Genomic DNA, 19,050 nt, shown 5'->3' on the forward strand with positions numbered 1-19,050 from the left:
CTAATCGCTGTTTTTAATCATTTGCACATAAATTTTAATCGCATTGATATAACCTTTAATGGAAAGCCTTTCATCGATACCATGAATACCGGTTAATTGATCTTTTGATAAATCGATACCGACAAAATGTAAGCTGTTATCACTCAAATGATTGAAATGACGAGTATCGGTAGCGCCAACCACAATACGCGGGGCAATGGCGATATTGTCTTGTCCTAACACTTGCTGGATTGATTTTTTCATGGCTAAGTAAGGAGCTGAGTTGGTATTAGTCACTTTCGAGGGTTCGCTACCAAAACCGCCTTGGCGTTGCTTAATAGTTACCTGGTCATCGTCAATAACATTGATTACCGTTGCAATAACTTGCTCAATCGAATTTCCGGGTAATATTCTAAAATTAACCAGGGCGGTAGCAGAAGTGGGCAATATATTTTCTTGAATGCCGGCGTTAAAAACTGTTGGCGCTATAGTGGTACGAATACCTGCGGCAAGTTCTGGCTTTTGGGTGAGCACATATTCAAGTACAGGGGCAAATAGCCAGGTATTAGCAAACACCAGTTTATGAGCAAAAGGCAGGTCATCGGCGAGTTCATAAGCCATGTTTTTCACGCCCGATAAATCCACCTCAAAATCAAAAGCTTCCAGCTTGGCAATGGCGGTTGCTAAACGCCCAACAGCAGAATGTTTAGGTGGCGTTGAAGAATGTCCACCCGCAGACGTTACCGATATATCTAAGGTAACAAACCCTTTTTCAGCAGGTCCTATCAGTGCCACAGGTTTACTAACGCCAGGCACCATGCCATTGGCAATAAGGCCTCCTTCATCAACAATATAGGCAAATTTCAAATCGAGTGAATCAAAATGCTTAGCTATTTTTTTCGCGCCAAGTTCGCCACCCACTTCTTCATCATGGCCGAAAGCAAAATAGAAACTACGCAGAGGTTGATGGCCTTGAGAGAGTAAAAACTCTACCGCTTCAAGCGAACTAATCAGGCTTGCTTTGTCGTCTAAGGCGCCGCGCCCCCAAATAAAGCCATCTTTTATTTCGCCACTAAAAGGCTCGAAGCGCCATTGTTCTAATGAACTAGGCTCTACTGGAACAACGTCACTATGCGCCAGCATTAAGGCTGGCAGTAAACTGTCATCACTGCCTTGCCATTTCAATACTAAGGCATAATCATTGATTTTAGTGACTTCTAGTTGGTCGAAGGTTTTTGGAAAGCTTACTTCAAGAAAGGCAATAAAGTCGATAAATGGCTGACCGACCACTCTATCTCGATAAGAGATAGTTTTAAAGGTAATCGCCTTGGCCATATGAGCCACGGCTACCTGTTCATCAAGGTTAATGGTTACTTGTGCGACATTCGCTTTTTCAACCTGACCAAAAGTTAAGGTATTGAATAAAAGCACTGACAATAACAACACCAATGATCCAAAAAACATTTGCCATTTTTTCATGATAAGTTTTTCCAAAAATTTAATGTTAATAGTGAATCTGTTTAATATTATTGCTTAATTTTCTAAGATTAAAAAATTAAGCAATAATACCAATGCCAATAAGTTTCTTCCTACTCAGCGAGAGCTAACTTAATGGACTTGGTATAATCTGAGCCAATTGCTTGTAGCCATTAGCTCAGCTGCTTAATCCTGTTAAGGCGTTTTTAGTTATTCGAAATGTAGTTTTATTTCTACGCCAATTATGCGTTGTGCGTTGCGAGAAATAAATTGAGAATACGATGTTGCATAACCTAATGTATCACCAATATAACTAGCATATTGCTCGTCAGTTACATTGTTGACATAGATTTTAGCGCTCCATACATCGTCTTTATCACGTAAGTTGAATGAAATATCGCTGGTACCATACGCTTCCTGAATCTTATTAGCGTCTTGGTCTATCGAAAATAACACATCGTCTTGCCATTGATAGTTAGCATGAATTGCCATATCAAACGGTAAGCTGTCAGTATATATATCGTAAGTTAAACCGATATTAAATTTGATCTTAGGTGCATTAGGCATTTGACCGCCGGAAACATCTTGAAAGCCACCCGTTGCCGAACAGTCTTGTGCACTGCCACATGGCGCATTTTTAAAGTCATCTAACACAGCATCTGTGTACGCAGCACCACCAGCAAAGGATAGGTTATCGGTTGCTAGCCATTGAAAATCAAGTTCAAGGCCTTCGGTACTGACTGCGCCGGCATTGACTAAATGCGATTCTGCAATGGTAGACCCTTCAGGAACTATCCCTGCTTGTGCTTGGTAATTCTTATATTTTGTACTGAACAGGGCAATATTAGTGACTAAAGTATTGTCTAACCAAATGGCTTTTACGCCTAACTCAATGGCATCACTGGTTTCGGGTTGAACCTCAAAAGTGGTTGCTGATTTCATATCGTAAAGTACATTGAAAGCCTTGCCTTTATAACCTTGAGAGAAACTAGCATAGGTCATCATATCTTCTGATACGTTGTATTCAAGGCCAATTTTGCCAGTGAAATTGCTATCCGTTGCTTTATCTGAGCCTGAGTCAGCTAAACCATTGGCTGGCATTGATAAATCATCACGATTAAAGGTATAACTTAACTCTTCATCAACAAAACGTGCGCCGACAATACCGCGTAATGAATCACTAAAGTTAATGGTTGCCTGACCAAATACTGACAAGCTGGTACTATCAACTTCTGCAGCGAAATCACCGTGGTTATATACTGGTGGCACGCCCCCGAAAATGCCTTGGTTTATTTCTTTACGTTCAAAATTACGCTCAAGGGTTTGATCCCAATAATAAACACCGGCGACATAACTGATAAATTGATCGACAGGTGAAGCAATTCTTAATTCTTGTGAAAATTGCTCTTGAGATGATGTACCACGGTTTGTATCTAAGTAAGGCATACCATCCCATAAACCGGCTAATGCTAAGTTTAATTCAGGAACCCCATCACCTTGGCTTTCTTCAACATCCCATGCACGAGCAGCCGTAATCGAAGTAAACGTATAGTCGCCAACATTCCAATTAACCGTTAGGGCATTACCCGTACTTTTAAAGTTTGAGTAGTATTCGGTCTCGTCATTGGTTTTTAAATTCGTTTCAGAGGGTTCGATACCGAGTAAGCCACTCACGTAAGCTGGAATTAATCCGCCAGTAAAGCCCCATTGTGGCACAGTGTTATCAGCACGAGCGGTACCAACACAGCAGTCACCACGACTTTCTGATGCATCAAATGCCCAGGTAGCATCAATATCGTCATTGATATTCCACAATACTTTGCCGCGAGCACTCCAGCTATCTTCACTGTTCATATCCTCACCCGTATAATCAGGGTGGATATTTTCTATATAGCCGTCGCGATTTAATGCTTGCGCCGTTAGTCTGGCTTTAACTGAATCCGTTAATGCCCCGGAAACACTCATACCATATCGATATTCTTGGCTGTCATCAAAGCCAGCCATAAAGTCGACTTCAAAATGCTCGGTGGGTGCTTTAGTCATTATATGAACAACACCAGCGGAAGCGTTTTTACCAAATAAAGTGCCTTGTGGACCGCGTAAAACCTCAACGCGCTCAACGTCGAGTAAATTCATCGCTGACATGCCTGAACGACCATAAACAACACCATCAACCATGGTTGAAACACTTGGTTCAACCGCTGAACTATATGAACGCGTGCCAATACCACGAATATTAAAAGATGAAGAACGAGAACTGTTGCCCTGTGTATAGGTTAACGAAGGCACAAGTTTAGTTAAGTCTTGAGATTGAAATATTTGAGCATTATCAATACTTTCAGGACTTAAAGCAGTCACAGCAGAAGAAACATCTTGGATACTTTGGGCACGTTTTTGTGCGGTAACCTGAATAATTTCAAGACCTGCTGTTACGTTTTCAGGAGCCAACGTTGGCGCTTCTTCAGCCATGGCATTTGATAGTTGTAAAGCAGTGGTAATCATTACGGCTATTTTAGTTTTTATAAATGACTTCATTGTTTCTTACCTTTTAAAAGACAGTGTTTATTTTTAATCATTTTTTATATCTATAGATTAATACTGCGATAAAACATAACACCTGTCACATAACGAGTCAATTTATATAACTATTGTCACATAAAAGGGTGTATTATGTGGTAAATATCATATATTGGTGTAAATAGTTTTAGGCAAGTTATATAATTAGTCCTCGTCTTTCACCCGTATTATTTATCTATTAGCTAGCAATAAGAGGCCATTTATTTTGAGTAAACTTGCAAAAACAATCACCGCAGTTGAAGCGGCTACCGCAATTGCACAAAATAGCTATATTCATGAAATGGAAGCTTCGCATATTGCCAAGATACCCATTCAGGAACGTGGCAAAGTAAAGTTCAATGCAATAATAGAAGCCGCAGAAGAACTTGTCTTAGAGATCGGAATAGATTCAATTAGCTCTCATAAAATAGCCGAAAAAGCGAACATATCTTCTGCATCTGTTTATCAATATTTTCCAAGTATGGGAGCGTTATTTTCTGTCATGGCAGAGAAGCACTTAATACGTATTTTTCATACGGTACCTGAAGCGATTGATAAGATAGAGGTACGTACTTGGCAAGATCTTGCTTCGGTAATAATTGATTGTTCTTATGATTTTTATACGCATAATAAAATCAGTGAAATGTTATTTTTAAGCGTTTATCACTCTTCTGGTGTTCGTGAATACACCGCTTCACGATTTACCCGACTCGGTTATTGGTGTCAGGGTTATTTTGCTCTGCTTTATAGAAAGGCTGATTTAGAGGAGTTACCAGAAAAATTGGCTTTAAGTCTCGATATTACCAAAACTATATATATCAGGAGCTTAAGTCTTCATGGTGAAATTACAGCCTCTTATAAAGATGAAGCTCGAATAGTGGTGATGAGTTATTTAGGCGATTATTTTTCTAAATTTGAAGATTCAGCTAAATGATAGATAACGCCTTAAAGTCTTTTAAGATCTTTTGAATAACAAGATAAATCGGTCAGTGTTGAGGTGGTAAACTAGATTTAGACATTCCAGTTAAGCGGCTTTGTTCCATTTCATCACTTCACTTCCCCTTTGTCAGGATTGTTGTCGCCTCATTTACTTTTATAAAAAACAGGCAGCGGTAAGTTAAAGTGAGTGGCTTACCAAAGGTACTCAAGCCAATTTAAAGAAGGTATATTAAATAAACCTAGTCAAAGTGACTTATCGTTAAGAAAGTTTGCACAGCAAGACTGCATTAATATTTCAACAACGTATAGCAGGCAAAAGTAATTCGGGTTAGTTTTTAACAAAAGTAAAAACCACCCGAAAGAACTATTTTAACGGATTAAAATAAGTCATCATTAATCGCAAACAAAGTATGACAGCCCGACTTAATTGTCGCTAATAACGACAAACGTCGCGGTAGTAAACGGGCAAAGTAATAACGTGCGGTATGTAATTTACTTTGGTAAAAATCAACGCCGTATTCACCTTGGCCATCATTATCACTTTCAAGGTTATTGAGTTTTAACAAGGATACTTGCGCCATTTTAGCCCAAACAAAGGCCATCGCGGTATAACCAAAAACATGTAGGTAATCATTCGCGGCTGCGCCAATTTCATTTAAATCATCAGCGGATTTTGTTAATAATAGTTCAGATATTCCATTCAGATCTGTTAAGGCACTTTCAAGCGGCATAAGAAACTCAGTCATTGCCTCGTTGTCTTGTTGCAAAGCGATGTAATCAGTTACTTCTTTAATAAATACCTGAATTAAAGCCCCTTTAGTGGCAATGACTTTACGCATAAGTAAGTCCATGGCTTGAATGCCATTGGTACCCTCATAAATTTGCGAGATCCGGGCATCTCTGACTAATTGCTCTTGTCCCCATTCACGAATGTAGCCATGACCACCAAGTACTTGCTGACCCGCAACGGCACTTTCAAAGCCTAAGTCAGTAAAAAACGCTTTCGCTAATGGTGTCATCAAGGCAGACAACTTTTCACCTTTTTGTTGCTCCTCTCCAGAGCCAAAAGTTGCATAATCAAGTTGTTGAGCAATGTAACAACTAAGCGCACGAGAGCCTTCATTAAATGCCTTCATATTTAATAACATGCGGCGTACATCACCATGCACCATAATTGAATCAGGTTTTTTTATTGCTTTTGTTGATGCATCTAAAGCTTTACCTTGTCGACGGTCTTTCGCATATTCCAATGCATTTTGATAAGAACGTTCACCTGCCGACAGACCTTGAATGCCAACGCCAATACGTTCAAAGTTCATCATGGTAAACATGCAGGCTAAGCCCTTATTTAACTCACCAATTAAAAAGCCTTGCGCGCCATCAAAATTCATCACACAAGTGGCCGATGCGTGAATACCCATCTTCTCTTCAATAGAACCACAGCTAACGGTATTTCTCTGGCCTAGGTTTTCGTTTTCATCGATATTAAACTTAGGGACTAGAAACAGAGATATGCCACGAGGACCATCTGGTGCATCAGGTAATTTGGCCAGTACTAAGTGGATAATGTTCTCGGTGAGATCATGATCGCCACCGGTGATAAATATTTTACTGCCACTAACTTTATAGCTACCATCTTCTTGTGGCACTGCTTTAGTTTGGATAATACCTAAATCCGTACCTGCGTGAGCTTCGGTGAGACACATTGAAGCCGACCACTGACCGCTATATAACTTAGTTAAATAGCGTTGTTTCAACTCTTCACTACCATGTTTGGCCAATGATAAGGCAGCACCTGCAGTTAATATTGGATACAGAGCGAAAGAAATATCGGTACTGCATAACATTTCTTCCATAAAGGCAGTGATTATTTTTGGCATGCCCATGCCGCCATAATTAACATCACCACCAAGTCCACACCATCCACCCTCTGCGAACGTGTTAAAAGCCTCTTTATAGCCCGGTGCAGTGGTCACTTGACCACCCGGCCCATCTTCATTCAGGGTAAAGCTGACACCTATTTCATCACCTTGGCGAGCAATGGGATCAATTTCTTTTTCCGCAATCTTTGAGCACTCTTGAAGTATTGCTATTGCTGTTTCTTTATCTACCTGTTCATTAAGTTGCGGTGATTGTTGCCACATTTTATCGGCATTAAAGACTTGATATAATAAAAAGTTCATATCCGTTAATGGCGCTCTATATTCAGCCATGGTGACTCCTCTCTAGAATTGGGGTTATAGTGTGGCAAACACACAATTAAAACACTTGTTTGAATACAATATAACTCAAGACAAAGTAAAGTGCTATTCATCAATCAGACTTTATTATTTTACCTCTGAAGCTAACATGAGTAATTTATAGTCTGTATTTTGCTAAAAGTACTAATAACGACAAAACTAAGTTAAGGTATTATTAAGGGTTATACTCTTATTACTGTTATAGATTTTAATTAAACTGACTTCATGGATAAGCGCTTAACAAGCAGGCTTAATAAACCCACTTAGCGCACACAGCTTATCGGACAACTTAATGACTGTGTTAACAAGCAAAAGACTGTAGGTTCAGCTGAACCTTTAACTAACCGCCACTGACCCCCACTAAAGAGTAGAAAATAACGTGATCTCTCCCTTTACACGCTCATATCTGACCAAGCGTCTATGCTTATTCAGCCTAGCAGTGCTAATGCTCTTGATACCCATTAAAACTCCAGCACAACAGTTGAGCTTTAATAAAACGCAACTAAAGCAAGGCTATCAATTTAATTATCAATGGCTTGATCACAGTAACGTTGAACAAGCGATTAGCTTTACCTTAGGGCAAGCAGGACTCTTTGATCGTTTTAGAAGTTTCAAAACCTATCAAGGCATATATGCGAAAAAAACCATTCTTCGCGGCATTAAAAAGCAGCTGAAAAAAAATCCGATTCAAGGTGTACAGATTTTTTATCGCCAAAAGCGAGATGATTTTTTTATTGAAGTTCGAGGTGTAGATAAAGTAAAAGTAGCAAAAGCTTATCAAACCTTAGCTCAAGTTCAAGATCAGGTAACGAGTAAATACCTTAAAGATAATTACTATCAAGCTTTTACTAATCATGAACAAATCAGTGGTATTAAAGTTGACCACGTCAGCATTGCTAATCACTCAGTCGCTGATTTAAAATCATTAAAACCTATCATTTTAGATAAAGTCTCTATTGAGAATATCCGTAAAGCGAGCGATTATGTCTTGGGTTTTGTACAGAGCATTCCATACAGCACCTTAGAATCTAGGCTAACATCTTCTGGTGCGGGTTTTAATCCGCCGCTGCAGTTACTGTGGGAGAACCAAGGAGATTGTGATAGTAAAATGACCTTAACTGCCACCTTACTGAGGGCGTTAATGCCACGTATAAAGATGGTATTTGTTTATATTGATGGCCATGCTTTTATTGGTATTAATATTTCTGGGGAGGTTGGAGAAGTAACCATTGAACATCAAGGGGTTAACTATTTATTAGCTGAGCCGACCGGCCCAGCATTATTACCTTTAGGAAAACTAGCCCCTGAGTCTGAGCTAGCAATTAATCAAGGCCATTATATCGCCGAGAATTACCACGAAGTTATATCGGAGCAATGATGAGTGCACTCAGGAGAGCAAGTCGAGTGACGAGTAGATAAGTAAAGGTCAGCTTATAAAGCAGTTTTTTTTACCGCTAACGTTGCGGCTAAGCTTGCCTACCTAAGCTTGCCTACCTAAGCTTGCCTTCCTAAGTTAAGACACTAAAAGCTTGAGTCAATTTCAGCGACGTGGGCAAGAAAGGTTAAACTCGGCGCAAAAAAGGCACTGCCCGTTTCAGCTTGGGTATATTTAAGTAAATGATCAGAATTACCATGAGCATCGCCATGAATCATACTGCTAAGCATGATCTCAAATGGTTTAGGTGAATGGCAATACGACACAAAAAATAGTCCCTTACGTTTCATGTCACCATAAGGCATGCTTTGCCTGACAATTTCAAGACTATTACCTTGCTCATCTTTAAGGCTAGTACGCTTAGTATGTGCGGTTAAGGCTTTGTCTGCACTGTCATACTCAACATTATCGACTTTAGTGCGACCATAAACATCTTCTTGTTCGTGTTCAGCCAATGACTCCCAAAGCGCCAAGTTATGTTGATATCGCTGAGTATGCAAATAACTGCCGCCAGCAAAATCAGCATCCTCTTGTTCTTTAACTAACGCTACTTCTCGGCGGTGTAGGCCTTGGGGGTTTTCGGTACCATCAACAAAACCGGTTAAATCCCTGCCATCTAAAAACCTAAACGCTTGCACTTGTTCAATTAACTCAACACTATCACCCAATAATTGGAATACTTTCGTGCTAACAATATGATTAACATCGGCGCGATCACTACGTATCTCAACATAAATATCATAACTACTGGTTGGTGCAACTCTGTCATCACGATGCATTGCCGGGAATGGTGCTAATAAAGCGGGACGTGCTCGAGGGTAAAATTCATCCCAATAAGCCTCACCAATAGCGACAACGCCAATTAAGTTTGCTTCAGAAAACTGCTCAGAATAGTTGTCAAATAACTTAGGTAAACGAGAGATTGCTGCACGAATAAAAGCATTTTTATCATCAAGTACATTGAATAATAGATAATTACCATGCAAGTTTGGTTCAGCGCAAATACCAAATTGTTCTCTAGCCATTTCCCTTCCCTGTTAACGTATTTTGTTACAAAATTATTATTTTATACCCAAACAACTTCAAGATGTAGCTTGGGTATAGCATTGTACACAATAAATAATGTCTTACCATGATGAAGGCAGTAAAAGCCTAAATCACTTTCCATAAGCCCTTCTCATCAATACACATTATCTCTGTCAGTGTTTCTTTATCGCTACCGAAATGGTTATTAAAAGTAACATTGAGGCACTGCTGTTTATTACGGGTCATGGTTTTACCTTTAATTATGGTGCCACGGTTACCGCTTTTAACATTTTGCCAAATAGTTTTCTTTTGATAGTTATCATTCAGTAAAGCGATAACTTTTTCTTGCATCAAAGCAACATCTTCAGCCGTTAAGTACTTAGCCGAACGAGAATCCTTATCAACAATACCTGTTAAACCAGCAACCATCTCAAATGGTAGAGAAATTACACCTTTAAAAAATCCTGAAACAATGCCGCTACTGGCTTCTGAACCAATTGTTTTAGCATCAACAATAGTTCTTTCTATGCGGGTAAGATACTGCGGAATATATTCTCGAGATAGTTCGATTTCGTTTAGGTATAGAGTAGAGTGAGGTCGCCAATTCGCGGCTTCAGCTGTGGTATTGTTTGTAGTTTTGACCACAGAATCAACACGTAGAAGTATTGCTGGCATCGATTCTTGCAATATTGTTACTTGCTGTTCAATGCTAGCAATCTGTTCTAAAAGTGCTGGTAATTGTCTTGAATAATATTCACTTTCAGCGACCACTTGCTGTATCACAGGAAGGGAGGCCTCTACTTGCGATAAAATAGCCGGTGTTTGTTGTGAAAGCAGTAACCTTACTTCACCAACCTCTATTCTCACCAACGCAACTTCAGCAACTATATCATCAATCTTAGGACTTACTGAGTCGACTGTTTGGCTGGTTTTCTCAATGACACTGAGAATGGCGGGCACCTGCAGGGTAAACTTGAATAATGACCAAGCTAAAAAGGCTATGGCTGCCGCCAATAAAGCCTGTGAATACGAAAATTGTTTTATCATAAGTTTCTTACTGCTGTTCAATCAAGTTAATTTCATCTACTAAACAATGATTCAAGTCACTAATTAATACATGATTGGCATTATCCGCGATAAGCTCTTGCTTAATTATACGCTCTAATTCTTGTGCTGCTTGGTTAAGCTCAATAAAACCAAACATCTGTGCAGCTCCCGCTAAACTGTGAGCAACTTGAGTAAGTTTATCTAAATTAACCTGTTCATTATAAAGTATCAGTTCTCGTTTAACCTGGCTTAAATTAGCCTTAAACTCAGTCACTAAATCGCTCAAATCAACTTGCGCTAAAGTCTGTGCGGCTCTGTCGCTAAGCTCACTTTCGCTCAATGCGTATTGTCCATGCTGGTTATCAGCTGCATCGCTCTTATTGGTATCGGTAAAATATTTTGCGATAATGGCAATAAAGTGTTTTCTTTCAATGGGTTTTTTTAGATGGCCAGTGAAGCCAAGCGCTAGATAATTGCTCACTTCGTGTGACATTGCATTGGCGGTTAAAGCATAAATGGCTTGATTACAGCCTAAAGCACGCAGTGCTTTAAATGCTTCAACACCATCCATTTCTGGCATTTGAATATCTAAAAAAACCAAATGGGGCTGGTGTTGCACGCAAAGCTTTACCGCTTCTTTACCATTTTTAGCGACGATAACTTCAAGACCAAGACTGGTCAGCAAGCGGGTAATTAACCGGCGGTTATCATCATGATCTTCAGCTAAGAGGATTTTTCCCTTGAAGAGGTGATCGTAATTATCATCTAAAGCCGAATTGGCTAAAGCTTTATCGCCGGCATGGTTTGAAGCGTTTATCGGCTGATTGCTATAATGCTGACAAGGTAAAGCTAAACAAAAACTACTGCCCTGACCTAACTTACTGGTTGCCGTGATACGACCTAACATTAGCTTTGCTAGCTGATTAGATAAAGTAAGACCAAGGCCAGAGCCACCAAATCGTCTACTAATACTGTTATCTGCCTGAGTGAAAATTTCAAATACCTGCGCTAAGTTCTCTTTGCTCAAGCCAATACCGGTATCAACGACGGTAAAGCTTAGCTGCTGCTCTTGCCAAGCAATAGTCAGTGTCACTTGGCCCTTTTCGGTAAACTTAATCGCATTGGCGCATAGGTTAATTAAGATTTGTTTTAAACGTAAGCTATCCACCTGAATAATAAAAGGCAGTGATAACTGGTGCTCAACAATAAAGTCTAAACCTTTCAGCTGCGCTTGGCTGGTAAAGGTATTCGATAAATCCTGAATTAACTCGGCTAGATCCAGGGACTGTATTTCTAGAGTAAACTTATTGGCTTCAATACGGCTTAAATCCAAAATATCATTAATAAGATCGAGTAAATGCAGGCTATTGCCATGGATTACTTCAATATCTTGTTGTACTTTGTCTTTATCAATATCGTCATGAATAATGGCTTCTGCATGACCAACGATAGCGGTGAGTGGCGTACGAATTTCGTGGCTCATATTGGCAAGGAACTGACTTTTAACTTCGTTAGCTTTTTCTAATTCTTGTGTTAACTCTTCAAGTTCACGGGTACGCTGTTTAACGCGCAACTCTAACTCTTTGGTTAAACGTTTGCCTAGATAACGACGATAGATAAAAAACACCACGACCAACACCAACACTAACGTTAAAATAATAAGGTTGCGTTGCTGCTCGACTTTAACGGACTCTAGGTCTTGTAGCTTTCGTTGCTGCTCAAGTTGAACAATTTTCTGGTTAAGTTGTGCTGATTCAAATTTTGCTAACTGCTCATTAAGCTTAGTATTAGATTTAATGCGGGTGATTTTTATATAATTTTGTTGCTCAGTCAGGGCGGCAACAAATTTTTGTTGCCCTGCATTTATCAGTGCCGACATGGCTAAATTATCATCCAGTATATTTTGATAGTTTTTCTTGGTAGCAACGATGGTCGATTGCTCGATATATTGCTTAGCTTGCGCTAGTTCACCCGAGTAAAAAGAGGCTTTAGCTAAGCTATGTAAACTGCCCGCGTAGGCTTTTTGATGACCAACTTTTTCACTTAACAAAAGTGCTTTTTGAGCATAATACACCGCTTGTTTGACATTAAAGCTATCATTATATATTTCAGCTAAATTATGCATCTGAGAAGCAATATCATGCTGATAGTCGTGTTTTTGAAAGTAGCTGAGCGCTGCTAAAAATTTTTCTTTAGCTAACTCAATTTGCCCTGAGTGTTTATATGCAGTGCCCAACGTCGCCCTTGCCGCCGCTACACCATGGCCATCTTTAAGTTTTAGTCGCTTTGCTATCGTTACCGTCAACATATCAATAGCACTATCAAAGTGACCTAAACTAATATGCAAAATAGCAATATTAAATCGAACATCAATTTTATCTTCTTCATCGCCATAACGAGCATATAAAGGCTCAGCCTCTTGATAACTTAATAAGGCTAGGTTTGGCTGCCCAAGATCAATATACACCAAAGCCATGTTATTCAGTAAGTTAGCGCGTTTAATTGAGAGTAAAGCTGTATCGACAGCTTGGTTAGCTTCATAATAAACTAATGATAGTCTATAGGCCTTTAACGCTGGTTTTAACTCACCTTGGTAATAATAAATAATGCCTTGCAGTTTATTAGCCCGAGCTTCGGCTTCTGGTAACATTGCTTGCTGGGCAATTTTCTGTGCTTGTTTAGCCGATTTCAAAGCATCATAGTATTGATCTAAAGTGAAAAAAGTTTTTGCCTGCTGTAATAAAATATCTACCTTAGCGGAGGCACTCAAATCAGCCGTAGCTAAGAGTAAGGATAACTTTGTCAGGGAGCTTTCTTTGTTCGCTAGCTGCTTAATTTCGGCTAATAGCTGATCGACTTTAGTGTCCTGTGCAAAAGCTTGCTGAAATATACCTACACCGATAGATCCGACAATAGAGATAACAAGTAGTGATTGCTTTAATCGTTCCATCATAAGGCTAATTGGGACTCAATATTCCATAAATATTTGATTACTGTGATATTAATAACAGCAATAAAGAAAGGTCATTTATAGCATTAATTGTTATCAAAAACATCATATCTATAAATCTGCTTTAACATATTATACCAATTTGATTAAGTTCTTTCCCACTCAGCGAGAATTAAAAGGCTTAGAGGCAAGGCATTGATTGATGAGAATGGTTATTCCCTTGTCAAAATTAATAACGCCGCATTTACGCCTTTTAAACTCGCCCTTGGGAGCTCATTGATAAACTGATAACATCACACAATTAATGAAATATAGAATAACTATGTTTAACAAATTTTGTTTGCTCTAAGCTCACCAATGTAGCTCTGAATAGGGAAGAAATTTAATCAAAATGGTATTAAATTTAATGACAAAAATATCACCTATAAAAAAGGCCATGTTAATCAACTTGTATGATTAACATGGCCTTATATTTAGCTGTAAGCGCTAACGAAACCAACCTACTAAGTTAGCTATTAACTAGAGGCTAGCTCTTTTTCAGCAGTTAAATCAGCTGCAATTTGCTTATTTTTCTTACGAGAAAATAGCTGTTTTATGTCTTCAATAATCAAATATAAACTTGGTATCAAGACTAAAGTAACGATTGTGGCAAACAGTACACCAAAGGATAATGAAACAGCCATTGGAATCACTATTTGTGCCTGGGCACTTGTTTCAAAGAAAATAATAGGTACTAAGCCAATAAAGGTAGTGGCCGACGTTAACATGATGGCACGAAAACGCTTAGTACCCGCATGGATAACCGCATCTTTTAAGCGCTCACCGCGTTGCCTTGCCTTATTAACAAAATCGACCATCACTAAAGAGTCATTAACGGCCACCCCTGCTGCAGCCGCAATACCAAACATGGATAATACACTTAAATCCATGCCTAAGATTAAATGTCCGAATACTGAGCCGATAATGCCAAAAGGAATAACTACCATGATCATGACAGCTTGTGAGTAAGACTTTAATGGTATTGCCAACAATGAAAATATGACGATCAATGAGATCATTAAGTCACGGAATTGTTCCGCTGCACCATCCATCTCTTCTTGGATACGTCCAGATACTTGACTTTTTACTAGTGGATATTTTCGTAATAACTGAGGGACAAAATTATCACGGATATCTTTAGCGAGTTCAAAAGGCTCTACTTGCTCAGCATCAACACTGGCCCAAACATTAATAGTACGATTGCCATTTTCACGACGAATACGCGTAACACCATCAGTCAAAAGAATTTCAGCTAACTCAGACAAAGGCAGTTCTGCACCATTAGGCGCTTGGATCATCACATCATCAACATGACCAACACTGCTGCGTTGCTCAAGAGGATAACGCACCATGACTTTAACCTCTTCACTATCACGCAAAATACGCTGCGCTTCTAAGCCATAAAAGCTATAACTCACTTGCGAGGCAATATCAGCGAGTGTTAAACCCAATGAATAAGCTAATGGTTTTAATTCAAATTGAACTTCTTGGGCGCTGGTTTGACGCGAATCATTGACATCACCGACACCTTTAAGCGAATTAAGTTTCAGTTTCAATTCTTGTGCCGCCGCCAGTAGCTGAGCATCATCTTTACTTTCTAGTCTAAAGGCAATATCACCATCATCTCTGCCACCGCCAAATAAATTATCGCTAATGGTTAAGGATTTAAGACCAGGGTAATCGGGTATAGCATTACGCCATAGTTCAGCGAGTTCAAAAGTGTTGATTGCTCTTTCTTTTGGAATAACAAGCTTGACCATCAATTGACCGTTAGTTCTGCTACGTAAATCGACTTGCATATCGGCGATCATTGAATTGCCATATTGCTTTTCAATATCTTGATCAATTTTATGAACAATACTTTCAATACTTAGTAGGGTATTTAAAGTCGCGGTTTCCGAGGCATCTATATTCATTTCAACAGTAATACGTGGAAAATCATGAGGAATTTTAGGTTGACCAACATAACGAACTAAACCACCACCAAATAAGCCGGCACTAAGTAGCATCAAACTAATAAAAAACATCAGCACTGCATACCGATATTCAATAAACACGATTAAAGCAGGACGATAAACATTGTAGATAAAGGCCTTCAGGTTTTTATCAATGACTGCTCGAAGCTTGTCTACTGCTTGAGTGATTCTATCCAAAGGATATTGAAAGAACCAAAAGAAACCATACTCTTTCAATTTCTTAAGTTTTAAATTCTTAACTTTAGGTTTCATTTTAACCAAATGCGCCGGTAAAATGAGTTTTGATTCAATCAATGAAAATATAAGACATAAAACCACCACGCCACCAATGGCTTTGCCAAACGCAGCAGAAGGTCCTTCACCAAACAGGAAAGGCATAAACACAGCGATAGTGGTAAGCACGCCAAAGGTAGCTGGCATAGCGACACGTTTTACCCCACGAATGACATTGTCTGTGGTATGTCCGTGTTCTTCAATCTCATCATGGGCACTTTCCCCCATAACAATGGCATCATCAACGACAATACCCAGCACCAAAATAAAGGCAAATAAGCTAATAACATTGATAGTGACACCGATAAATTCCATCGGCATGAATAATAAGGTACCCAAGAAACAGACCGGTAGGCCCATCATTACCCAGAAAGCTAAACGGACACGTAAAAATAACGCCAACATTAAAAAGACTAATACCGCACCACTTTGCATGTTGTCGAGCATCATGTTCAAACGACCATTGAGGTAGTAAGTCATATCAACCCAGGTTTCTAATTTAACACTCTCTGGTAACTCTGCTGATTTATCATCAACATAACGATTCATTATATCGGCAATCTTAGTGATGCTTTGATTATCTGAAGCACCAATAAAAATAGTGATTGAGTTTTGACCATTAAACTTAGAATACTGTAAACCTTCTTCAAAGCCATCATTGATGGTGGCAATATCACCTAACAGTACTTTCGTGCCATCTTCTAGGGTGATAACCGGAATTTCTTCAAACTCATGGCCACGATAGGCTTGGTTTTCCACCCTTAAATTAATATAACCATTTTCTGCGCGAATTTGACCTGCCGACATATTACGAGAATGGCCACGAACAGCATTGGCTACATCTTTAAAAGATAAGTTATATTCACGTAATTTGTCTTTACTGACTTCAATAGAGATTTCATAGCCTAAGCCACTGTATAACTCAGAAATACTGATCCCGGGAAGTTGTTGTATTTCATTATGAATTGTACGACCTAGCTCTTTCAACTCGCTATTAGTTAAATCACCATAAAGTGAAATATACATGACTTCTTGACGGAACTTCTCTCGTTCAACTTTGATTCTTTCCATGCCATCTGGAAAACTCGGAATAGCATCAATGGCTGATTTCACTTCCTCCAGTACAACTTGCGGATCATAATCAAGCTCAACCTCAAACCAACCATTAGAATAGTTTCGGTTAGAGTAAGTGATCACTCGCTTGAGGCCTTGCACCGATTTAAGTGCCTCCTCAACTTTAATGGTAATGCCTTCTTCAACTTCTTGTGGTGCCGCGCCAGGATAAGGTGCCGAATAAGAGATCCAGTTGATCTCTAGCTGAGGAAACATTTGTTTATTAATGGTTAGCGCCGTTAGGCTGCCACCAATTAAGATAAAAAACATCAGTAAGTTAGCAGCAACGCTATTACGGGCAAACCAAGCAATTAAACCTTTATTGGTATCAATATCATCATGAGGCCTGTTTAAGTTCTCATTATCATTTTTTTCGTTGGTTAAAGTGTCATGAGAGCTCATTACTATTCCCCTGACTCTAGGTTACTTGCCATTTGAGTCTCACCTTCTACTTCAAGGTCTGTTTCTTCTAAGGTAGTTTCATCGGTAGCTAACGCCAACTTCATGCCCTCAACAGGGTAATTTAATGCAGAAGAGATCATACGGTCTCCCTCAACTAAACCATTAGAAATAATCACTTTGCTGCCTTGTTGACGAACAATATCAATGACTACGTAATGTAGTTTTGACTCACTGTCTAAAAGAGCAATTTTGCCATTAACGACTAAATACCTTGGTACAACACTGGCTTGCGCTATTTTAATACCAATAATTTCAGCATTGATATAACTGCCAAAACGTAAAGGTGAAATCAAATCATTTGCTGATTTTAATCGGTACGGGTCATGTATTTCTGCAACCAAATAACTCATGCGACTGGTATTATCAATAACGCCTTCACTGCGGCTAATTTTTGCTTGCCATTGGGTAGATTGCCCAGCAAAAACGCCATTTAAATTAACATCTGCGGCCACCCCTTGGTCGATCAAAAACTGCAGTTGATTATCTGCAACAGGTAAACGTACTTCAGCAATCGAGGTACCTAATACGTGACCAATTTTAGTGCCCATGCTAACAAAAGATCCTAAGCCTATATCCCTACTCTCAATCATTGCGTTATAAGGTGCGCGAATTTCGGTACGCTCAAGGTTACGTTCAGCGCGTAAAATAGAAGCTTGTGCCGATTTCACTCGTGCAAGCTCTTGTGCTAGTTGCGGCTTTCGTAAACTTAATTCAGTGGGTGAAGTATCGGTAATCTGCTTCCATTCACGCTCTGCCACTTTACCCTGGGCAAGCTCCTTTTCTAAAGCGGCTCTGGCGGTAGCCATATCAGCTTGGGCATCAATCAGTGCGGCCTGGTAATCACTTGGGTCAATACGAGCCAGTAATTGACCTTTTTTTATAAAACCACCACGAACGAAGGTATCACTTAACTCAACGATTTCACCGTTAACTTGGGCAATTAATTGCGTTTCATATTTAGGCTTAACGATACCGTATGAACTGACTTCTAAGGTCATTGGCGCCACAGATATTTCGCTAACGGCAACAATTGGCGTGTTATCTACTTCCGGCTTTTCTTCTGGCGGTTTTTTCATACTAGAAAAACCCACCATAGCGGCGATGCCGGTAGCTAAGATGACAATAGGTATAATAATTTGTTTTTTAGTGGCCACTTTTAATCCTTTATTTTTTAAAAGTTTTATATTTTTTATATTTTTTATTTGCTCTGGTGCGTTATTGCTGGCAAATTTATGTTTATTTTATCCCGCTAGAATAACCAATTTTCAATTACAAATAACAACAAAGATGTAACTCAGTATTACAAGCTTCGTAGCAAAATAAGGACCTGACTATAAAAAGCATAATAAATACTATGAAATCACTTTATTATCAACATGATATAAAACCTCTGCATGTAAAGCTGCTCTCAATGTTTTTATAATTTTCATAGTCAGATAATTATCATTTAGGTTTTACCGCTTTCATTGCCATTTGTAATTTCTTTGTCTATTTCACTACTTAGCAATATGTCATCAAGATTATTGAAATCCTTGGGTA

The 19,050-nt window shown here is 39.1% G+C and carries 10 protein-coding genes; 2 read left to right on the forward strand and 8 right to left on the reverse strand.

From position 1 onward, the window contains the following. Both F580_RS0108120 and F580_RS0108125 read right to left on the reverse strand, forming a co-directional pair. Nucleotides 1-1,458, reverse strand: coding sequence for a M20/M25/M40 family metallo-hydrolase (locus F580_RS0108120; protein WP_019027216.1), 1,458 nt, complete (start codon nt 1,456-1,458; stop codon nt 1-3). Between the two features lie 207 nt (nt 1,459-1,665). Beyond that, nucleotides 1,666-3,990 (reverse strand): TonB-dependent receptor, encoded by a 2,325-nt coding sequence (locus F580_RS0108125; protein WP_019027217.1) that lies wholly within the window; start codon nt 3,988-3,990, stop codon nt 1,666-1,668. A 247-nt stretch (nt 3,991-4,237) separates the two neighbouring features. Here F580_RS0108125 and F580_RS0108130 point away from each other — a divergent pair, with 247 nt between their 5' ends. Then, nucleotides 4,238-4,945, forward strand: a complete 708-nt coding sequence (locus F580_RS0108130; RefSeq protein ID WP_019027218.1) for a TetR/AcrR family transcriptional regulator — start codon at nt 4,238-4,240, stop codon at nt 4,943-4,945. Between the two features lie 382 nt (nt 4,946-5,327). On the opposite strand, the gene F580_RS0108135 is transcribed toward F580_RS0108130, so the two are convergent. Then, on the reverse strand, nt 5,328-7,163 hold the full coding sequence (locus tag F580_RS0108135) for an acyl-CoA dehydrogenase C-terminal domain-containing protein (protein WP_019027219.1): 1,836 nt from the start codon (nt 7,161-7,163) through the stop codon (nt 5,328-5,330). A 472-nt stretch (nt 7,164-7,635) separates the two neighbouring features. Between F580_RS0108135 and F580_RS0108140 the strand changes: the two genes are divergently transcribed. Further along, nucleotides 7,636-8,568, forward strand: coding sequence for a hypothetical protein (locus F580_RS0108140; RefSeq protein WP_019027220.1), 933 nt, complete (start codon nt 7,636-7,638; stop codon nt 8,566-8,568). A 143-nt stretch (nt 8,569-8,711) separates the two neighbouring features. On the opposite strand, the gene F580_RS0108145 is transcribed toward F580_RS0108140, so the two are convergent. The 5 genes from F580_RS0108145 to F580_RS0108165 all read right to left on the reverse strand — a co-directional run bounded on the left by F580_RS0108145 (nt 8,712) and on the right by F580_RS0108165 (nt 18,665). Then, nucleotides 8,712-9,650 (reverse strand): Dyp-type peroxidase, encoded by a 939-nt coding sequence (locus F580_RS0108145; RefSeq protein ID WP_019027221.1) that lies wholly within the window; start codon nt 9,648-9,650, stop codon nt 8,712-8,714. A 127-nt stretch (nt 9,651-9,777) separates the two neighbouring features. After that, complete coding sequence (locus tag F580_RS0108150; protein ID WP_019027222.1) at nt 9,778-10,698, reverse strand: hypothetical protein; 921 nt, start codon at nt 10,696-10,698, stop codon at nt 9,778-9,780. A 7-nt stretch (nt 10,699-10,705) separates the two neighbouring features. After that, entirely contained in the window at nt 10,706-13,651 is a 2,946-nt protein-coding gene (locus F580_RS0108155) for an ATP-binding protein (RefSeq protein WP_157443040.1), read from the reverse strand. A 512-nt stretch (nt 13,652-14,163) separates the two neighbouring features. Next, a complete protein-coding gene (locus F580_RS0108160) occupies nt 14,164-17,451 on the reverse strand; it encodes an efflux RND transporter permease subunit (protein WP_019027224.1) in 3,288 nt (1,095 codons plus the stop codon). A 2-nt stretch (nt 17,452-17,453) separates the two neighbouring features. After that, complete coding sequence (locus tag F580_RS0108165) at nt 17,454-18,665, reverse strand: efflux RND transporter periplasmic adaptor subunit (protein WP_019027225.1); 1,212 nt, start codon at nt 18,663-18,665, stop codon at nt 17,454-17,456. Nucleotides 18,666-19,050: the final 385 nt, after the last annotated feature.

Source organism: Colwellia piezophila ATCC BAA-637 (assembly GCF_000378625.1).
Classification (GTDB): domain Bacteria; phylum Pseudomonadota; class Gammaproteobacteria; order Enterobacterales; family Alteromonadaceae; genus Colwellia; species Colwellia piezophila.